Source organism: Flagellimonas baculiformis, assembly GCF_033441575.1.
Classification (GTDB): Bacteria; Bacteroidota; Bacteroidia; order Flavobacteriales; family Flavobacteriaceae; genus Flagellimonas; species Flagellimonas baculiformis.
This window is the reverse complement of the sequence record NZ_JAUZVW010000010.1, coordinates 132,575-148,611: the sequence shown is the minus strand read 5'-3', so window position 1 is coordinate 148,611 and position 16,037 is coordinate 132,575. Positions and strand designations below refer to the sequence as shown.

The 16,037-nt window shown below is 39.5% G+C and carries 17 protein-coding genes; 9 read left to right on the top strand and 8 right to left on the bottom strand.

Translation table 11 applies throughout. The annotated features are described in order from the left end of the window. Positions 1 to 21 precede the first annotated feature (21 nt). Both SD450_RS14550 and SD450_RS14545 read right to left on the bottom strand, forming a co-directional pair. Positions 22 to 882: an alpha/beta fold hydrolase gene (locus SD450_RS14550; RefSeq protein ID WP_318345187.1), complete on the bottom strand. Its 861-nt coding sequence runs from the start codon at positions 880 to 882 to the stop codon at positions 22 to 24. A gap of 64 nt (positions 883 to 946) precedes the next feature. Continuing rightward, on the bottom strand, positions 947 to 2,458 hold the full coding sequence (locus SD450_RS14545; RefSeq protein WP_318345186.1) for a sodium:solute symporter family transporter: 1,512 nt from the start codon (positions 2,456 to 2,458) through the stop codon (positions 947 to 949). Between the two features lie 374 nt (positions 2,459 to 2,832). On the opposite strand from SD450_RS14545, the gene SD450_RS14540 reads away from it, so the two are divergent. From SD450_RS14540 to SD450_RS14520, 5 genes are all read left to right on the top strand, one after another. Beyond that, positions 2,833 to 3,570: a beta-ketoacyl-ACP reductase gene (locus SD450_RS14540; protein ID WP_318345185.1), complete on the top strand. Its 738-nt coding sequence runs from the start codon at positions 2,833 to 2,835 to the stop codon at positions 3,568 to 3,570. A gap of 59 nt (positions 3,571 to 3,629) precedes the next feature. Continuing rightward, positions 3,630 to 5,027, top strand: coding sequence for a hypothetical protein (locus SD450_RS14535; RefSeq protein WP_318345184.1), 1,398 nt, complete (start codon positions 3,630 to 3,632; stop codon positions 5,025 to 5,027). A gap of 798 nt (positions 5,028 to 5,825) precedes the next feature. After that, positions 5,826 to 6,248, top strand: a complete 423-nt coding sequence (locus SD450_RS14530; RefSeq protein ID WP_318345183.1) for an organic hydroperoxide resistance protein — start codon at positions 5,826 to 5,828, stop codon at positions 6,246 to 6,248. A 106-nt stretch (positions 6,249 to 6,354) separates the two neighbouring features. Continuing rightward, positions 6,355 to 6,837 carry a DUF2480 family protein gene (locus tag SD450_RS14525; RefSeq protein WP_318345182.1) on the top strand — a complete coding sequence of 161 codons (483 nt, stop codon included), beginning with the start codon at positions 6,355 to 6,357 and terminating at the stop codon, positions 6,835 to 6,837. Beyond that, positions 6,834 to 7,379, top strand: a complete 546-nt coding sequence (locus SD450_RS14520; protein WP_318345181.1) for an NADPH-dependent FMN reductase — start codon at positions 6,834 to 6,836, stop codon at positions 7,377 to 7,379. The genes SD450_RS14525 and SD450_RS14520 overlap by 4 nt, the downstream gene beginning before the upstream one ends. Positions 7,380 to 7,634: 255 nt before the next feature. On the opposite strand, the gene SD450_RS14515 is transcribed toward SD450_RS14520, so the two are convergent. Both SD450_RS14515 and SD450_RS14510 read right to left on the bottom strand, forming a co-directional pair. Continuing rightward, entirely contained in the window at positions 7,635 to 8,471 is an 837-nt protein-coding gene (locus SD450_RS14515; RefSeq protein WP_318345180.1) for a restriction endonuclease, read from the bottom strand. Further along, positions 8,455 to 9,156 (bottom strand): LOG family protein, encoded by a 702-nt coding sequence (locus SD450_RS14510; protein WP_318345179.1) that lies wholly within the window; start codon positions 9,154 to 9,156, stop codon positions 8,455 to 8,457. The genes SD450_RS14515 and SD450_RS14510 overlap by 17 nt, the downstream gene beginning before the upstream one ends. 22 nt (positions 9,157 to 9,178) lie before the next feature. Between SD450_RS14510 and SD450_RS14505 the strand changes: the two genes are divergently transcribed. Then, positions 9,179 to 9,448 carry a hypothetical protein gene (locus tag SD450_RS14505; protein WP_318345178.1) on the top strand — a complete coding sequence of 90 codons (270 nt, stop codon included), beginning with the start codon at positions 9,179 to 9,181 and terminating at the stop codon, positions 9,446 to 9,448. 25 nt (positions 9,449 to 9,473) lie between these two features. On the opposite strand, the gene SD450_RS14500 is transcribed toward SD450_RS14505, so the two are convergent. The 3 genes from SD450_RS14500 to SD450_RS14490 form a co-directional block, all read right to left on the bottom strand. Beyond that, entirely contained in the window at positions 9,474 to 9,770 is a 297-nt protein-coding gene (locus SD450_RS14500) for a hypothetical protein (protein WP_318345177.1), read from the bottom strand. A 21-nt stretch (positions 9,771 to 9,791) separates the two neighbouring features. Beyond that, entirely contained in the window at positions 9,792 to 10,193 is a 402-nt protein-coding gene (locus tag SD450_RS14495) for a response regulator (protein ID WP_318345176.1), read from the bottom strand. 814 nt (positions 10,194 to 11,007) lie between these two features. After that, positions 11,008 to 11,652, bottom strand: coding sequence for an HD domain-containing protein (locus SD450_RS14490; RefSeq protein WP_318345175.1), 645 nt, complete (start codon positions 11,650 to 11,652; stop codon positions 11,008 to 11,010). A gap of 809 nt (positions 11,653 to 12,461) precedes the next feature. Here SD450_RS14490 and SD450_RS14485 point away from each other — a divergent pair. Both SD450_RS14485 and SD450_RS14480 read left to right on the top strand, forming a co-directional pair. Next, positions 12,462 to 13,217, top strand: a complete 756-nt coding sequence (locus SD450_RS14485; RefSeq protein WP_318345174.1) for a phospholipase A — start codon at positions 12,462 to 12,464, stop codon at positions 13,215 to 13,217. A 489-nt stretch (positions 13,218 to 13,706) separates the two neighbouring features. Beyond that, positions 13,707 to 14,438, top strand: coding sequence for a pirin family protein (locus SD450_RS14480; RefSeq protein ID WP_318345173.1), 732 nt, complete (start codon positions 13,707 to 13,709; stop codon positions 14,436 to 14,438). Between the two features lie 135 nt (positions 14,439 to 14,573). Here the strand turns inward: SD450_RS14480 and SD450_RS14475 are convergent, their stop codons facing one another. After that, on the bottom strand, positions 14,574 to 15,215 hold the full coding sequence (locus SD450_RS14475) for a helix-turn-helix transcriptional regulator (protein WP_318345172.1): 642 nt from the start codon (positions 15,213 to 15,215) through the stop codon (positions 14,574 to 14,576). 87 nt (positions 15,216 to 15,302) lie between these two features. On the opposite strand from SD450_RS14475, the gene SD450_RS14470 reads away from it, so the two are divergent. Continuing rightward, positions 15,303 to 15,908: a superoxide dismutase gene (locus tag SD450_RS14470; protein WP_275616892.1), complete on the top strand. Its 606-nt coding sequence runs from the start codon at positions 15,303 to 15,305 to the stop codon at positions 15,906 to 15,908. The last annotated feature ends 129 nt before the right edge of the window (positions 15,909 to 16,037 follow it).

Genomic DNA, 16,037 nt, shown 5'->3' with positions numbered 1-16,037 from the left:
CTGATAGTTTAGTTAATTAATTTATTTGTGTGCGTCGATGAATTTTTCGGTTTCTTTAATAATGCTTTCTGTTTGGTCCCAAAGCACAAAATGTCCTGCTTTGTCTACAAGCATTGTTTGGATCTTTGGATAATCCTGGTTCAGTTTTTCTGTCAATTGCGCAATGGTAAGGTCTGGGTGCAATATTTTATTGGGAATCAGGGCGTCATTTGTTCCATAGAAAACCAATACCGGAGCTTTGATGGATTCCAACCGGTCATAAACCGGACCTGACAGCATGGCTTTTATACAGTTGACAATGGTGATACAATATTGTTCGTATTTGGTAGAATCTTCCTTGATTTTCATTCTGTCCTCATACATGAACAGGGCATCTTTGGGTAGTTGGAAACCATAAAAATTTACGTTGAAATTTTGTCTGATCTGGTCATCGGATAGATTGAGGTACAGTTCTTTGTTGACCACGGCATCAAACCATGCTTTGTCTTTCTCTGTAAATTGTTCAATGCCTGCTGGAGCCAGTAAAACAAGGCTTTTTAACCACTTTGGATTTTCCAGGGCCAGTGTCATGGCAACCTGACCTCCCATGGAATGGCCAAAGAGCACCACTTTTTTCAAACCAAGGGTATTGATGAAATCGTTCACAACATGGGCATAACTGGCCATACTGATGGTTTGATTTCCTAAAGGGCTTTCCCCAAATCCGGGAAGATCTAAAGCATAGGCTTCCACTCCCTTGGGAAGATTGTTCAGTATCTTGTTATAGGCTTTTGAATAGCTGCCTAGACCATGGACCAGCACCCATTTCTGCTTTCCTTTTCCTGCTTTCAGGTAGTTGATTTCCAAGTTTTGGTTTGCCAATGTAATTTGTTTTGTTTCCATGGTTTGTCCCAGACTCAATTGGATAGCTAAGACCGCTATAATGATGAAGAGGTACTTTGTTTTATTAAGAATTGACATATGGGGTCATTTTTTTATTCATAGGTTTTATGGCGTATATGATAAGTCCGGTAAGGGTAGACAGTAGCAATGCCAATGCCGAGGCAATGGCTGGATTTTTAACGGCCATTCCTTCCATGTAGGGGGTGAGTTCCAGATAGTACACCCCAAAATGGGTGAAGATGGCTACCAAGGATGCCACAATGGGAATCCATTTGTTTCGGGTTTTTGTGAAAATGCCAAAGAACACAGGAACAAAAGCAGCCGAGAAGAAGGCATATACCCCATTTTGGGCAAAGATGCCAACACTAAGGCTCGGGTTGATCAACTGGTCATAGGACAACAGGATGGCAATAATCCCAACAATAACCGTCAATACCTTGTTTATTTTCATGGGTGCCGTATTTAGCTTTGCTATTTTGGCGATGGGCAGGATAAAATCATTGGTGATGGTGGTGGGAATGGACTGGATAAGGCCTTCCAAGGTGGACAACCCAGCTGCCAGAAGTCCCAAGATCACCACAATGCCCACATACACCGGGAATCTATGAAGCACATAGGCCGATACAATTCCATCCATGTTCAATTTGGTGCCATTGAACATTAAATCTGGAAAGCTCAATCTGGCATATATTCCCACAAACACCACGGAGAAAAATAAAATCAGCACCAGAACAGTGTAGAGCAAGAATCGGTTGACCTGTGAATCCTTTTTGATCAACAATGATTTTGTCAAAATATGGGGTTGGCAAACTATGGCTATACCCACAATGGTGTTGCAGACCACCACTTCAAAGAAATCCCGAAACAATGGACTTTGTTCGTTGAATGCCTGTGTCAATGACGGGTCGATGAGATTTAACTGATGGATAAAACCATCGTCCCCGGTCTTAAAAAGCAGGGCGGCACCGGAACCGAGCAATAATACGGCTACAATGATCATTAAGATGGCCTGTACAGAATTGGTGTAGACCATGGTGTTGGCACCACCGATCATCATATAGGTGAACACAATCACTACAATGATGATGAGAATGGTAAGCTCGTTGGCATTCAGGGCTTTGCTGACCACTTTGGTCATCCCTACACAGATCAGTACAATGAAGGTGATCAACAGCATGCTCAGAAAGCCAAAAAATATCTTTAGAAAGCGGGAATCATATCGTTTTCCAACCCAATCCGCAATGGAAATGGACTTGACGTTCATACCATATTTGCGAAACCGTTTGATGAAGATGATAAGGGCGGCATAAATGGCAAAGGGCATCACCACTCCAAAAGCCAAGAAGGCGCTTAGACCATATAGGGCTATAAATCCTGGGTTGATGATAAAGGTGGCGGCACTGGTAATGGAAGCGGCCAAAGAAAGGGCCACGGACAGCGAGGAGAATGATTTATTGCCTACGGCATATACTTCCAGGCTCTCTGTCTTGACTCTTGACTTGTATACCAAATAGAAGAGAACGGACATGAATCCGCCAAGTACGATCAATGTGGTGATTTGGTATGAGTCAGTCATAATTTAAAATCAGTGATAGGGGTATTAAAAAAATGAACATTCCATAATATGTATAGTGTAATTATGTGAAAGTCGCATTTAAAGATTATTTTTTTTGATGGAAAAGATGGAAATAATTTTTAGAATTTGGATATTGACTTTTTGAGGCTTTTTAGTCCATTTTGTTCCTTTTTTAGAGGTGAAAGCATATATTATATATAAAATACTCTATTTTTAAGTATTTAAAATAAAAAGTCAATATATATTTAGTGTATCATATTTATTTGATAATAAGATATTTATAAAAGTTTAGTGGTAATAGTCAATAAACAAATATTGAGTTTTGTTAACTTGTCAACTGGAGGAATGCTTTAGCTTTATTCAAAACTTAAAACATGGAACGACTAAAGAATAAGGTTGCCGTAATAACAGGCGGGGCCAAAGGAATAGGTAAAGCTACGGTAAAAAGATTTCTGGAAGAGGGTGCCACCGTTATTTGTTGGGATATAGATGCTAAGGCAGCAGGAGATCTTTTCAATACATATAAAGGTATGCCTTTTCATTTTCAAGAGGTGAATACGGTGGATCGTGCTTCTGTGGATGCTGCAGTAGCCGAGGTAATCAAAAACCATCAAAAAATTGATATTCTTATCAACAACGCAGGTATAACACGGGATGCCACATTGAAGAAAATGACCCCTGAACAGTGGAAAATGGTCATTGATGTGAACTTGACGGGTGTTTTCAACTGTACCCAAGCCATTTCGGAGTACATGGTGGAGCAGGGTAGTGGAAGAATCATCAGTGCCGCTTCCATCGTAGGACTCTACGGAAATTTTGGACAAACCAATTATGTGGCCACAAAATCGGGCGTAATAGGAATGACCAAAGTCTGGGCGCGAGAGTTGGGAAGGAAAGGAATTTGCGTAAATGCCGTTGCCCCGGGATTCATTGCCACGGAAATGGTAGGGACCATTCCGGAAAAAGTAATCCAGAATCTGGAGGAAAAAACCCCACTGGGAAGAATGGGGACCCCAGAGGATATTGCCAATGCCTATGTGTTCTTGTCTTCGGATGAAGCCAGTTTCATTAATGGCACCGTACTCAGTGTGGACGGTGGATTGGTCATGTAGATCAATTTTGGATGAATCCGCAGTGGGGAAATTGAATTTTAATAAAGTAGTTGGATTGTATGAAGCTCAAGAAATTTCAAACCTATGCGGAATCTTTGTTGCCCCATGAAGTCATCTTGTTGAACAGTGTCAAGCAGTTTCAGGATGAAGAACGGGCGCAGATTTTTGAGATTCTTTTTCATAATGTATGCGGTACGGAAAGGGCCAGGGAGTATGACCCGAAAATAGACAAACGCAAGTATTCCCATTTGATGAACTGGATGCAGTCCCGATTGGACGGGTTTTGCACCGATCAGTATTACGAGCGGCTCAACTATTTTGATATCAGGATCAAGACAGATACCATATCCTCGGATGAGGAAAAGGAACTATTGCAATTGATCAAGCAGTATGAGCCGCACCATTTTCATTTTATCCGTTTTTACGAGGTGGTCAAAAACTACCTCATGTTTCTTTTGGTACGTGTACGGCTCAACGATTATGAGCTGATCCATAAGTTTGTCCATGACTACCACGACGATTATGCCCGTTGCAAGGAAGTAAGCAACAGGATGACGCAGGCCACGGTGGACATTGTGACGGATTACCACAACCTGAAGATTTCCCAAAATTCCATCAAATGGATTTCCTGGCTTACCCGTCTTTGGTCCGATGCTGGATTGGATGGCTACAACCGATACCAAACCCTTATTCTGCTAAGTTATGTGTCACTTCTCAAGGATGACAATTTAGAAGAGGTACTTGGGTATTATGGGGAATTGGAACCAAAATTGGAAGATGGGTCATGCTATTCCAAAAAATTGCTATTGAACTATTATGGTAACAAGCAGTTGATCCTGATGAAGATGAACCATTACGATTTGGCACTGTATTATGGTAAATTATCCATAAGTGAACAGGGGAACGATTATATCATGTATTTAAACAATTACTCCTTTAACCTGTCCAAATTGGGGAGGTCGAAAGAGGCATTGGACCTTTTGATAGAAGCACGGCCGTTTGCGAGACAGATGTCCAACAAATACAACCGTACCCTGTTCATTTCATCTTTGATGAAAAGTTATAACGATAACGGTCAGTACCTTAACTCCAGACGGTATGCCGAGAATCGTTTGTCCATTTATGAAAAGGATATTCTGGAACACAATTGGAACAAGTTCTTCAGGACCTATATAGAAACATTGGTGCACTTGGAAGAGTTCAAGCAAATAAAGAAAACTATCAGACGGTACAACCTTATTGAGCGGGAGTCCCAGTTCGTAAAAAACTATATGTCCTTTTCTTATTTTAAATGGTATTTGGCATTGGCCGACCATAAAGAGGGGATTATTACAGAGGCAAAATTTTTGGGCGGTATCCGGAAAGAGACAGATCGAATGATGGCTACATATCAAATTGAACCTTCCGAACGCGTAATGAGGTTACTGGGGGCATCCATGAAAAGGACAATCCAGTGAAATCATAATTTTAAGCTTTTAAACTCTGAAATTTGGATGATATTGTGAGATTTGTCGGATGTTCTGTGTTAGGTTTAGAAAAAGCACCTTTTTTTTCCATCGGTCATAAATTAATCATTTTCAAGCTTATTTTAAATTATTGATCCATGTTTCTGATATGCAGATTTTCCTACTGATAGGGTTGTTGGACAATTCAAATATTTTTCCAATAACCCATTATAAAAACTGACATATTTTGCTGAATTGGTTTTTAATGGTGTCTTATGGGTTGATTAATTTATGCGCGATCGGCCTAAAATTTTTAAAGCGTTATAATGTCTTATAACCAGTATTGACAATACCAAAATTTGTATGCTCGGGCAATATCAAAGGACTTAAATCAACTTCGCCTCATTAAACATAATAAAACAAGTAAAAATTTTGTTTAATTAAAATTACCTTTATCTTTGTGAAGTCAACTATGATATAAAATTTCAATCATATATGCTCTAGCTGAGTTGACGTATCCCTATGATGCTTCGAAGCACATTGTTGATGTTGAAGCCTCAAGGCTTCGCTATCATCAAAGACTTGGGGAAGGTTTCAATAAAGCATTGAAGAATGGACATCAACATTATAAATCAGGTATATTCAATTTTCGGGCTTGAAATCTGGGAACGTGCCTTTTACGTGAAATTATAAAGAACAAGGCAGATTATATGAGTGCCTTTTGGCAGGTTCTTGATTGGAAGGTGGAAGGGTATGAATATGGGGAAGACATTATAACTAAAATAATATTGAACAATTAAATTGACAATAATGAAAACATTATATACTGCAACTGTAACCACCATAGGTGGTAGAAATGGACATGTGCAAAGTGATAACAATGTCCTCGATTTTGAAGTTAGGATGCCCACTGGCCTTGGTGGATCCAATAATGAATATACCAATCCGGAACAGCTTTTTGCCGCAGGTTACTCGGCTTGTTTTGGGAGTGCCCTTGATTTGGCCATATCACAATCGAAGATAAAGACCGGTACTACAAGCGTGACGTCAAAGGTCAGTTTGGGGCAAACCAAAGAAGGAGGATATAAATTGGCCGTCGAGATGGTGGTTAACATTCCTGATGTCGATTTGGAAAAAGCGCAGGAATTGGCAGATTTTGCACATCAAATTTGTCCTTATTCCAATGCGACGAGAGGTAATATAGATGTGACCATAATGGCTGCTAACGAATAAAGGAAAATCCTTGGGTAAGGGTTGTGTTTCCCAAGGTTTTTTTAGTTGAGGGTTCAGGGGTGCACTTTTGTGCACTCCTGATTTAAAATTGAAATCTATAATAGGGATGGTACAAAATGGAATATTAACCTTAGACCTTCTAGAATATCAACCAAAAGAGAAAAGTCAGCCATTTGATATCAAAGATGGTTTGACCCATGGAATGATTTTGGTGGAAAAGGAATTTAGGTTATTTCTGTCACAAATGGATTGGGAGTTCTTTAGGGGCAAACCTGTAGCTGTGGCCTGTACTGAAGATGCCATTGTGCCCCAATGGGCCTTTATGGCCATTAGCGCAAAATTGCAGGGCATAGCCTCAGAAATAGCTTTGGCAACCCCTGATCAATTGAATCTCCGATTATGGCGGGAATCCATTGAATCATCTGATTTTTCCCATCTCAAAGGGCAACGGGTTGTGGTCCAGCAAAACAGTCACATAGCTCCCGAACTGTATATGTCCATCACGGAGAAACTCAAACCATGGGTTGCTGCCCTGTTTTATGGGGAAGCCGGGCTGCCCAAGGTCATCTATAAAAGAAAGGAAAAATGAAGGCATTAATATTCAATGGTGCGGTCGAACGCAGCGAGAATACAACTGCTAAACGTCTTACGGGGTATTTGGAAGAACTTCTGGGTAACCTAGGAATTGAAACCAATGTATTTACCATTACCGACTCCGAGATTCCGGTATTTGAGGTTCCTATGGGCAAGGTACCTGAATCAGTGGTCCGTATGAACCAGATGTTCAGGGAACCCGACATACATATATGGTTAAGTCCACTCTATCACGGAGGTATGACCGGGGCAATGAAAAACTGTCTGGACTGGATGGAATATAGTTCAAGGGAAACACATCCCTATCTAAGTGGTAAGGTGGTAGGATTGGTCTGTTGGGCTGATGGTGTTCAGGCCATACAGGGCATAACTGCAATGGATGCCGTGGCAAAGGCATTGCGTGCTTGGACCGCTCCCTTGAGCATACCTATTCAACGCAGTGAACTGTATGATGGGCACGGTGAAATAAGTCAAACATATCAAGAGCGTTTTGAGCTTTTACTTCAATTATTGTTGAAGGGTCCAACTTTTTTTTAGTAATGATTATGAATTTTTGGAATGGGTTTATTTCTATGTTCGGGAATCATTGAATAATTCTGAATTGAACAAAAAAGACGATAATTGACCGGCCAACAAAATATTAATTATTGAAATCCATGATGGAAATAAGATACGATGTGTTTTGAACAAGGATATGCTATGGCCTTATGGTAATATAACTAATAGCAAATATTCAATACAATGCCATGGATTCATTTCATTGCCGAACAGATAATCTTTACTGAATCCACTCTATCCATTATGAGTGACAATTTCCTTGAATTCGTCAATAACCTGCTGTTTTTTATCCATAGAAATTCGAAATTGATTTAAGACTTTAGGGTTGTCAACAACGTCTTTGCAAAGTACAATATTTCGATTGATAAGCTCTTGCTTTTCTTTTTTTGAAAGGATGGTACTACAAGTAACAGGATACATTTTAAAAAGATCGATCATGGCTCGTAGCCCTCTTTTTTTAGGGTAATCCCAACTTAATAACATCAAGTTCTCACAATTTGCGTAAGCAATCGCATCTTCAGTAAAACAGGTATTGGTAATTAGCCATCCACCGATGATTTCTACATCTTTATTGTTCCATGTATCACGGACATCATCAAAACGGGCCTTAATATACAATGGAGCTTTTACATTACTTTTCCTTTCGTCACTGGAGTGAAACTTACATTCTACTATAAAGGCCTTACCCTCTTTAGTGGCCATTACGTCTACTTCATGATTCACACATTTACCTGGAAGAATAACGCCTACATCTGTATTGAAACCCATTTGCGTCAATATTGCCCCTATATAATTTTCGAAAGGGTACCCGGTTGGACCCAATTCAAAAAGAGCTCTTTTGAGTTTATATTTTGCAGCACTGGAACTTCCTTCTTCCTTGAGAAGCTTAAAAACGTATTCAAAAATTTCTTCTACAGGAATACCATCATAAAGTATTGACTTGACTTGGTTTAGCACAAACTGTTGTTTAGGCTCTGGCAAGCCGATTACCTTTATGGAATCCGCCAATTTCTCCATTGAAAAGGGCACCAACTCATGATAGTCGTCAAATACTTTAATTCTTTTTTCCATTATTGAATAATCTTTGTCTAGCTATTTTTATTCTTTTTTCATAGAGCAACCACAGGGGTCTTTTAGGTTTTGGTATGATATCCATGTATGTTGCTATATGGATCATTGTGTCATGGACACTATCGGTAAATTTCAGAAGCTTTAAGTCTTCTTGTGAGATGGATTCTCGTTGACACATTATTTCAAGAAACTCAAAAAGCTTATCATAATAATCTGTCCCTATTACTACAACAGGAAATTTTTCAATCATTGCCGTTTGTATCAATGTTAGTGTTTCAAAGAGTTCATCCATCGTTCCAAAACCCCCTGGCATAACTATAAAGGCATATGAATATTTTAGCATCATATACTTACGAACAAAGAAATAGTTAAAATTCATAAATCGATGCATATACGGATTTGGTTCTTGCTCGAAAGGCAGCTTAATGTTACAGCCTACGGAAAGCCCATTATTTTCATAAGCCCCTTTATTGGCAGCTTCCATAATACCAGGCCCACCACCTGTCATTGTGGTAAAGCCCTGATCAGCAATTCCTTTTCCTATGTCGTATGCTTTTTTATAGAAATAATCGGTTTTAACAGTTTTGGCAGAACCGAATACCGTAACGCAAGGCCCTATAAAATGAAATAATCTAAAACCTTTCAAAAATTGTCCTGCGACCTTAAATACAAATAAGAGTTCCAATAATCTACTCTTTGGGCCTCTTATGTGTTCTGCTGTTGAATATTTAGGTTTTGATGAAGTAGAGGAATTTTTCGGTGGCATTATGGGTATTATATATAAAACAATAAAAATAAACAATCAAAAATTGATTTTAGCCGAATATGGTGTAGTTGATAATTTTCCAGTTCGAATTGCGCAATTTCAATTACCACAAATGGAAAATCGCAAGTATAGTACAGGGTTAAAATACCTAAACATTCAATTACTGCTGACCGTTTTGGTTCCCCCATATTATGCTCATGCGGTATCGTAACAAGTCTTTTACCCCATTGAGTAAATCAATAAAGTTTTATTTTATGGGATATGCTCTTTAGAGAAACCTCGGCATAGGATTCTTCAAAGTATATGGACGAGGAGGAACCCACCGGATGCTCTAGCGCATATTTGTACGTGGCCTTTCCATAGGAGTTGTCCTCATGATATGTACATGGATTTTTGGGATGGACTTGAGTAGGGGTTTCAAAACCTGTGACATAGCAGTTCATATATTCAAACTGAAGTGAAGCCCTTCCATGGATAGCCTCAAGGGTGATTTTCCTTGGATATTCAGGTACACCATAATAGAGTTCCTCCAAAATAACGATGAACGCCTTTCTTCAGAATTGCTTGGTCAATGGTTTAAAGGCCGTACTGGAATCATGGCAAAGTGTATGGTGAACAGAAGTGATGGCCATATCGAAATAATCTTTGGAATAGGGCTTGCACAAAAAATCGATACATCCCAGTTCTCTCGCGATTAAAGCATATCCGTCCTTTGTGGAACTGGATATAAAAGGGATTCTTCCCCCGAACATTTCAAGAAAAGAAAGCCCATCCATGCCTGGCATCTCAATATCGGTCATGACAACTTGGGGCTTACAGGTCTGAATATGGATCCAGGCATCAATAGAGTCCTGGAAAGTTGTTACCCTTCCCACCAGAGGATGGAGCTTTGCAAGTTTTTCTGCAAGGGAAAGCCATAAGCGGGAATCGTCAACAATCACGAGGTCAAGTTTCATTGTATCTATGATTTAGGGACTGGAAAATTAAATCTTTGTCACGTTGCGGGCAACAAACATGGATGAAGTGACCATAAATAGGTATAAATTGCATAGGCTTAAGTTCAGCATACCAACCTTAATTGGCTCTAATAGTGGATATGGCTTAATTGTTTCTTAGGTATTTGAATTTATACCGGGGAATTTCGTTCTGATCTTGGCATATGTCATTCATAATATTGACCCTGAAAAAGTTCAAATTAAAAAAGTTTAAATGAGTTCCATAGCTTTAGGTCCATAGCCTTAAAGCCATTAATGGATTTCTAGAAGAAAATATCTTGAAACAACCTATTGCTCTTCTTTTAAGCACAAGACTCCTTGATGGAAATGAGAAGCATTGGCTCACAGCTTTCCATTTTCAAAGATAATGTGACATTTGATAGGGTGGATTCACAAAAAGGGGTATGGTGCGAAATCTGGGACTGGCAATGGAGCAAGTCAACATCAATTTATTTGTTTTGTTTTTTATCCGTCTTGATAAGATAGTATTGGGAATAGTGATTTTTTCAATGAACACATACTATACTGAATGGCTTATACCTTGCCGATTTACAATCATTACTCCATTATTTCCAACCGGGAGTAGTGTGTCTATTTAGGAAATGAAACAGAAACGGACGTCTTCCTTTATTATATCCGTAGCCGATTGCTTTCCAATATTTGCATGGAAAAGCATCTCTATTTGATGGGTGGGATGGAGCTTGTTAACCCCCTTCGTATTGACGTCCAAATCTACAAGGACAAAAAAGATTTTGCGAGGGATATTCTTGGAGCATCATGATGTTTTGTCCGATGGACCATTTGTAGTGCAATCGTCTAAGGAGACGTTTTCCGTTAGAAGCTTTTTGATATTCTCTTGTTTTATGGGCTCCCAGTTATCCTTGGCATAGGGCGTATAAAAGGTATGGCGGTTTTGGAGAAGATCGATGTTCTGTTCCGCCCATTCTTTTGGAGAATAGGAAACAATGCCCCGTTTGATGAATTCTTGTCGAAGGTGTTCCGCTATTATATGGTAACTCGCTTGACCAAAATGGGAGCAATCTGCATCACAAATGATCTTTTCTGAAAAGTCTTTTGGTTTATATCCCATTTTTGTGGCGGCAATCAGGGATTCCACCTTCTTTATCCGGTTCTCTGGGCAGCCGTGTTTTTCTAAAAAATCACGCGCCATTACCATTCCCTTGTCCTCATGGTGCTGTGGATCTTTAATATACCCTATATCATGTAACCATGCTGCCAATAACAAGGTTTCGGTTTCCTGCTTGGGAAGACGATGATATTCGGCCATTTCCCGGACAGATTGTACAACCCGTAGGGTGTGATCGATGTTATGATATAAAAAATTAGGGTCGAGAACATTGATCAGAAGCTGTTTTGCATAACTCTCAGCCTGTTCGAGCAAGGTGGAATTTGGAATCATTTTTTATAGTTTTTATATCTCTTCTCTTATGGTAATTCCTAGAAAATTAAATTCTTCTCCCTTCAACATTTCATAATAACACCCCTCTTTTCCTATTCCGAATCGTTGAAAGGTCCATAAAGTATGCCCCAATGGGGTCCAATTCTTACATCTGTCAAGTTAATCATTATTGAAACACGTACTGGGGTTAAATATTGTCCATTTTTTTTGCCAAGCGGGAGAAAAATGCGAAATAGTGGTGTGATTAAAAAATGAAATGCCATTAAGTAGTTTGTAATCAATTAGTTGAATGATTTATGCCGAGCTTTTGGAAACAATGTTCACAGTGATAAATTTATGTTAACAATTACATTCTGTTTGTTTACTTTTTATGAAAATAGGTTCTGATTTTTGGGTCTTGGTCATAAAAATATACCAATCCGTAGGAAGCATCATTGTGGTATTTTTGACCGATATGGCAATCGGTATTCCATGGACATATTCGAATTGACCATTGTATTTGGTGCAAGGCCGGATCCATTGGTGCCTCGGACATTCAAAAAGCATTTGGTTTCCAAGCGGTGCCCCGAGTGTTGGTTCGTTTCAAAAACAGGTTGTGTAGTTCTATTGGCGGTGTAGTGCGAAAAGTGTTCAAGTAAGACCGATCCGGTAGTATTGGTGTATCTTTGCGCTTTGATTTTCAGGTGTTCCTTTGAAAAACACCCAAAAAATGTACAGCCATGAATTTTAGTAAAATACTATGTTGTTTTGTGTTTATACTCCCGTTTTGTGTTCCATGCTGTAATGCACAAAGAATAAGCAAGTCTGAATTGAGTGATTCCATCCAAAACTTTTCTTATTTCACAATACACAAGGATAACTATTTTATCACTGGAGTACCATTGACCAACGACATCAATAGCAATACGGCAGATGCCAAATACCAGATAAGTTTCAAACAGATGATTACAAGGGACAAGCTTCCATGGGAAACCTATCTGTTCATTACCTATACACAAAAGGCCTTTTGGAACATCTATAAAGATTCCTACCCGTTCCGGGATATCAATTTTAACCCGAGTTTGGTGCTGGGAAAAACCGTTTTTAACAAAAACCAGAAACTGGAGGGTATCGCAACCATTGCTTTTGAGCACGAATCCAATGGCCGGGACAGTATTTATTCAAGGAGCTGGAACCGAATTTCCGGCAGTTTTATCACCAGCCTGACCAAGAGAACGGTGACCGAACTCAAAGTCTGGATACCATTTGGTTACAGAAGCGGTAATCCAGAATTGTTGGAGTATGCAGGATTGGGGGAGATCAATCTGGAACATGAATTGAAAAAGAATAGGATATACCTTAATTTGATGCTCAGAAAAGGACTGAATTTTAAAGCAAAGGGTGTATTTCGCCCACGCCTTTATTTTGCACCTTTTGGGAAAAATATATCGAATCAATATATTATGGTAGAATGGTATTGGGGGCAAGGGGAAAGTTTACTTGAATACGAAGAATCAAGAAGTATGATCCGTGTTGGGTATGTCATTAAAAGCAACGAGTTTAATTTTTTTAGAATGAAGAATTAGGTTGTTGGGGACGGTGTCATCAACTGTTTTGCCGTTGATGAAGGATTGGAGTACAATAAATCACCATGGCCCAATACGAGTAGGTCAACCGTTTAAGGTTGCTTTTTTTTGATTTTTGAACCTTTCTGCCGAACTTTTGGTATGGGATGGGAATCTGTGGTTTTGATGGGGAATACGAATCGATTAGGTCGTATTTCTTTGTCCAATGCTTTTTTCGTGCTTACCCCAAAAGACAATGGAAGCCCTTACGGACAACCTCATCCTGAGCAGCGGAGTCCATTTTGAGGATGTATGGACACAAGAATATTTTTTATCTGTGCTTGACCAATGGTGTGTCGTTAAGAGGGTGCTTGTATTGTAATCGGCATTGAATGCAGGAAGGTGGGTGCAAAAGGATCCCATAGGATTCCCATCTTTATTGGTTGGGATGTGCAGGTAAAAAGAGTAAATTTCTATTATGAAAAATTGGAACTGCTATAGATAAAACATATGATACACAAACACGGTATAGAGAAAAAGATCAGAAGTCAAAAAATTTCCAGTTTGTTCCCTGGATGGGGGATGACAAACGAAGATACTGGATTGGGTACTATCGGAAAGATAGATCATGCCCAGATCCCTTCTGGGATAACTATAAAGATGCATCCGCATATCAATGATGATATTCTGTCCTATTTTAGGTTAGGTGTGTCAAAACACATTGATTCGGAAAACATAACCGCCGAAATATCAAGAAAAAAGTTAATGTTGATGCAGGCAGGAAAGATATTCCACCACGAGGAGCAAATTCTGGAACCTTTGGAAGGCCTTCAGATTTTTATTAGGCCCCAATATAAAGATGACAGGCCAAAGGTCTCTTTTTTTGATTTGGATGAAACTGATAGCCTAGATGAATGGCGATTATTGGCTTCACCGGGAAACCAAACCCCATTGCGCTTCACTAGCGAAACCTGGATATATGATATTGCCATAGATGAGATAACACGATTCACTTTGCCAAAGCTCCCACAGAAAGGCCTAATCGCCTTATTGTATGTTTTTCAAGGGCAACTGTTATTGAATGAAACCACAGAACTGCTCAAGGAAGAAAGTGTTGTCATCAAAGAGGAATCCATAAAATTGGAGGCTGAACCTGGTGCCGAACTCGTCTTATTTTATACGAATGAGGATTCCAATTGTTACAAAAATGGAATGTACAGTGGCAATCAATTTAGGTTATAGGATGTTATGGAAGGGTCACCCCATTTTTTAAGCCTTCCATAGGTTCCCATTGCCGATGGGACCCTAATCGTCCATAATAATCCCGAGTTGGGTCAATCATGTACATTTCCGGAAAATTAGTTGGATAAATTGATTTTAAGTATTTGATTTTTCCTTTATCAAATAGGTGCAGCGCCTGTCACCGGCCAGAATATGTCTTACCCTTTCCACTTGGATATTGGGGCCAAAAACTGCTTGGAATACACTGAGCTCCGATGAGCAAAACTTTTGGCAAATGCTGGCGGCATCACAAATGGGACAATGGTTTTCGATAAGTTCAAAGTGGCCATCCCCCGTTTTTTCAAACGTGGCCATGTACCCCTCTTTCTCCCTTAATTGTGCCAATTTTTGGACTTTTTCTTCCAGGGTGTCCGTTTCAGCTATGGTCTTCCGATAGTTGTCGAGATTATCTTTTCCTGTGGAAGTGATGATTTTGGACAATGTCTCCTCTCCAAAATCTTCCTTGATTTTATTGATAAGTCGTAATGTCAGTTCAGAATGTTTATTGGGGAATTTTGCATGTCCTTCTTTGGTCAATGACCAAAATTGTTGTGGCCGCCCCCTTCCTTTGGCACGGCTTTCTGATTTTACATATCCTTCATTCGCCAATTTTAAAAGCTGGAACCTGGCACCTTCCGTTGTTATACAGAGCATCTTGGCCAAATCCTTTAAGGTTTTTTCCCCTTCATTTTTAAGGATGCACAAGGCGCGCTCATTTTCCTGTATCATCTTATCCATAATAAACAAAGTAAATATTTGTTTTATTGTGTAAATATACTATCTTTGTGTTGTTATCAAAAGATATTTAAATCAAATCTACATATTATGAGTCACAAATTACCGGAATTACCGTATAGTTACGATGCACTTTCACCGTACATTGATGCCACAACAATGGAAATACACCATACCAAGCATCACCAAGGATATGTAAACAAATTGAATGCGGCACTGGAAGAGGCTGGATTGGAAGGGTCGGATTTGGAGGACCTTTTCGGAAAAGTGTCAAAGCTATCCAGTGGTATCCGTAACAATGGGGGAGGTCATTACAACCACAGTTTATTTTGGACCATTTTAACGCCCAACGGATCGGAAATGCCTTCTAAACTATTGGAGGCCATTGAAAATACCTTTGGCTCTTTTGAAGAGTTTAAAACCATCTTTTCCAATACTGCCGCTACCCGTTTTGGATCTGGATGGGCCTGGTTGATTGTTGCTGCGAATGGTGAATTGAAAGTAACCTCGACACCAAACCAGGATAACCCCATGATGGATACCGCACCAGACCAAGGCACCCCTATTTTTGGGTTGGATGTTTGGGAGCACGCCTATTATCTTAATTATCAAAATAAAAGGCCAGAGTATATCAATGCTTTTTGGAATGTAGTTAATTGGCATGAAGTCGAAAAGCGGTATTTAGCAGCTGTGTAACTCGCTCTCTGAGTCCTTAAACCATGCCCGGTTTTATGATTGTCCGGGTGTGGTTTTAAACCTTTTATATCCTTGCATATCAAATACTTTGATCTTGGGTAATTCCTTTCTTAATGCCCAAAAGGGGCA

Bases quoted from the DNA above. Each gene is read 5' to 3' on its own strand.
- SD450_RS14550 (WP_318345187.1), bottom strand. From the start codon at position 882: ATGGAAACAAAACAAATTACATTGGCAAACCAAAACTTGGAAATCAAC.
- SD450_RS14545 (WP_318345186.1), bottom strand. From the start codon at position 2,458: ATGACTGACTCATACCAAATCACCACATTGATCGTACTTGGCGGATTC.
- SD450_RS14540 (WP_318345185.1), top strand. From the start codon at position 2,833: ATGGAACGACTAAAGAATAAGGTTGCCGTAATAACAGGCGGGGCCAAA.
- SD450_RS14535 (WP_318345184.1), top strand. From the start codon at position 3,630: ATGAAGCTCAAGAAATTTCAAACCTATGCGGAATCTTTGTTGCCCCAT.
- SD450_RS14530 (WP_318345183.1), top strand. From the start codon at position 5,826: ATGAAAACATTATATACTGCAACTGTAACCACCATAGGTGGTAGAAAT.
- SD450_RS14525 (WP_318345182.1), top strand. From the start codon at position 6,355: ATGGTACAAAATGGAATATTAACCTTAGACCTTCTAGAATATCAACCA.
- SD450_RS14520 (WP_318345181.1), top strand. From the start codon at position 6,834: ATGAAGGCATTAATATTCAATGGTGCGGTCGAACGCAGCGAGAATACA.
- SD450_RS14515 (WP_318345180.1), bottom strand. From the start codon at position 8,471: ATGGAAAAAAGAATTAAAGTATTTGACGACTATCATGAGTTGGTGCCC.
- SD450_RS14505 (WP_318345178.1), top strand. From the start codon at position 9,179: ATGTGTTCTGCTGTTGAATATTTAGGTTTTGATGAAGTAGAGGAATTT.
- SD450_RS14495 (WP_318345176.1), bottom strand. From the start codon at position 10,193: ATGAAACTTGACCTCGTGATTGTTGACGATTCCCGCTTATGGCTTTCC.
- SD450_RS14490 (WP_318345175.1), bottom strand. From the start codon at position 11,652: ATGATTCCAAATTCCACCTTGCTCGAACAGGCTGAGAGTTATGCAAAA.
- SD450_RS14480 (WP_318345173.1), top strand. From the start codon at position 13,707: ATGATACACAAACACGGTATAGAGAAAAAGATCAGAAGTCAAAAAATT.
- SD450_RS14475 (WP_318345172.1), bottom strand. From the start codon at position 15,215: ATGGATAAGATGATACAGGAAAATGAGCGCGCCTTGTGCATCCTTAAA.
- SD450_RS14470 (WP_275616892.1), top strand. From the start codon at position 15,303: ATGAGTCACAAATTACCGGAATTACCGTATAGTTACGATGCACTTTCA.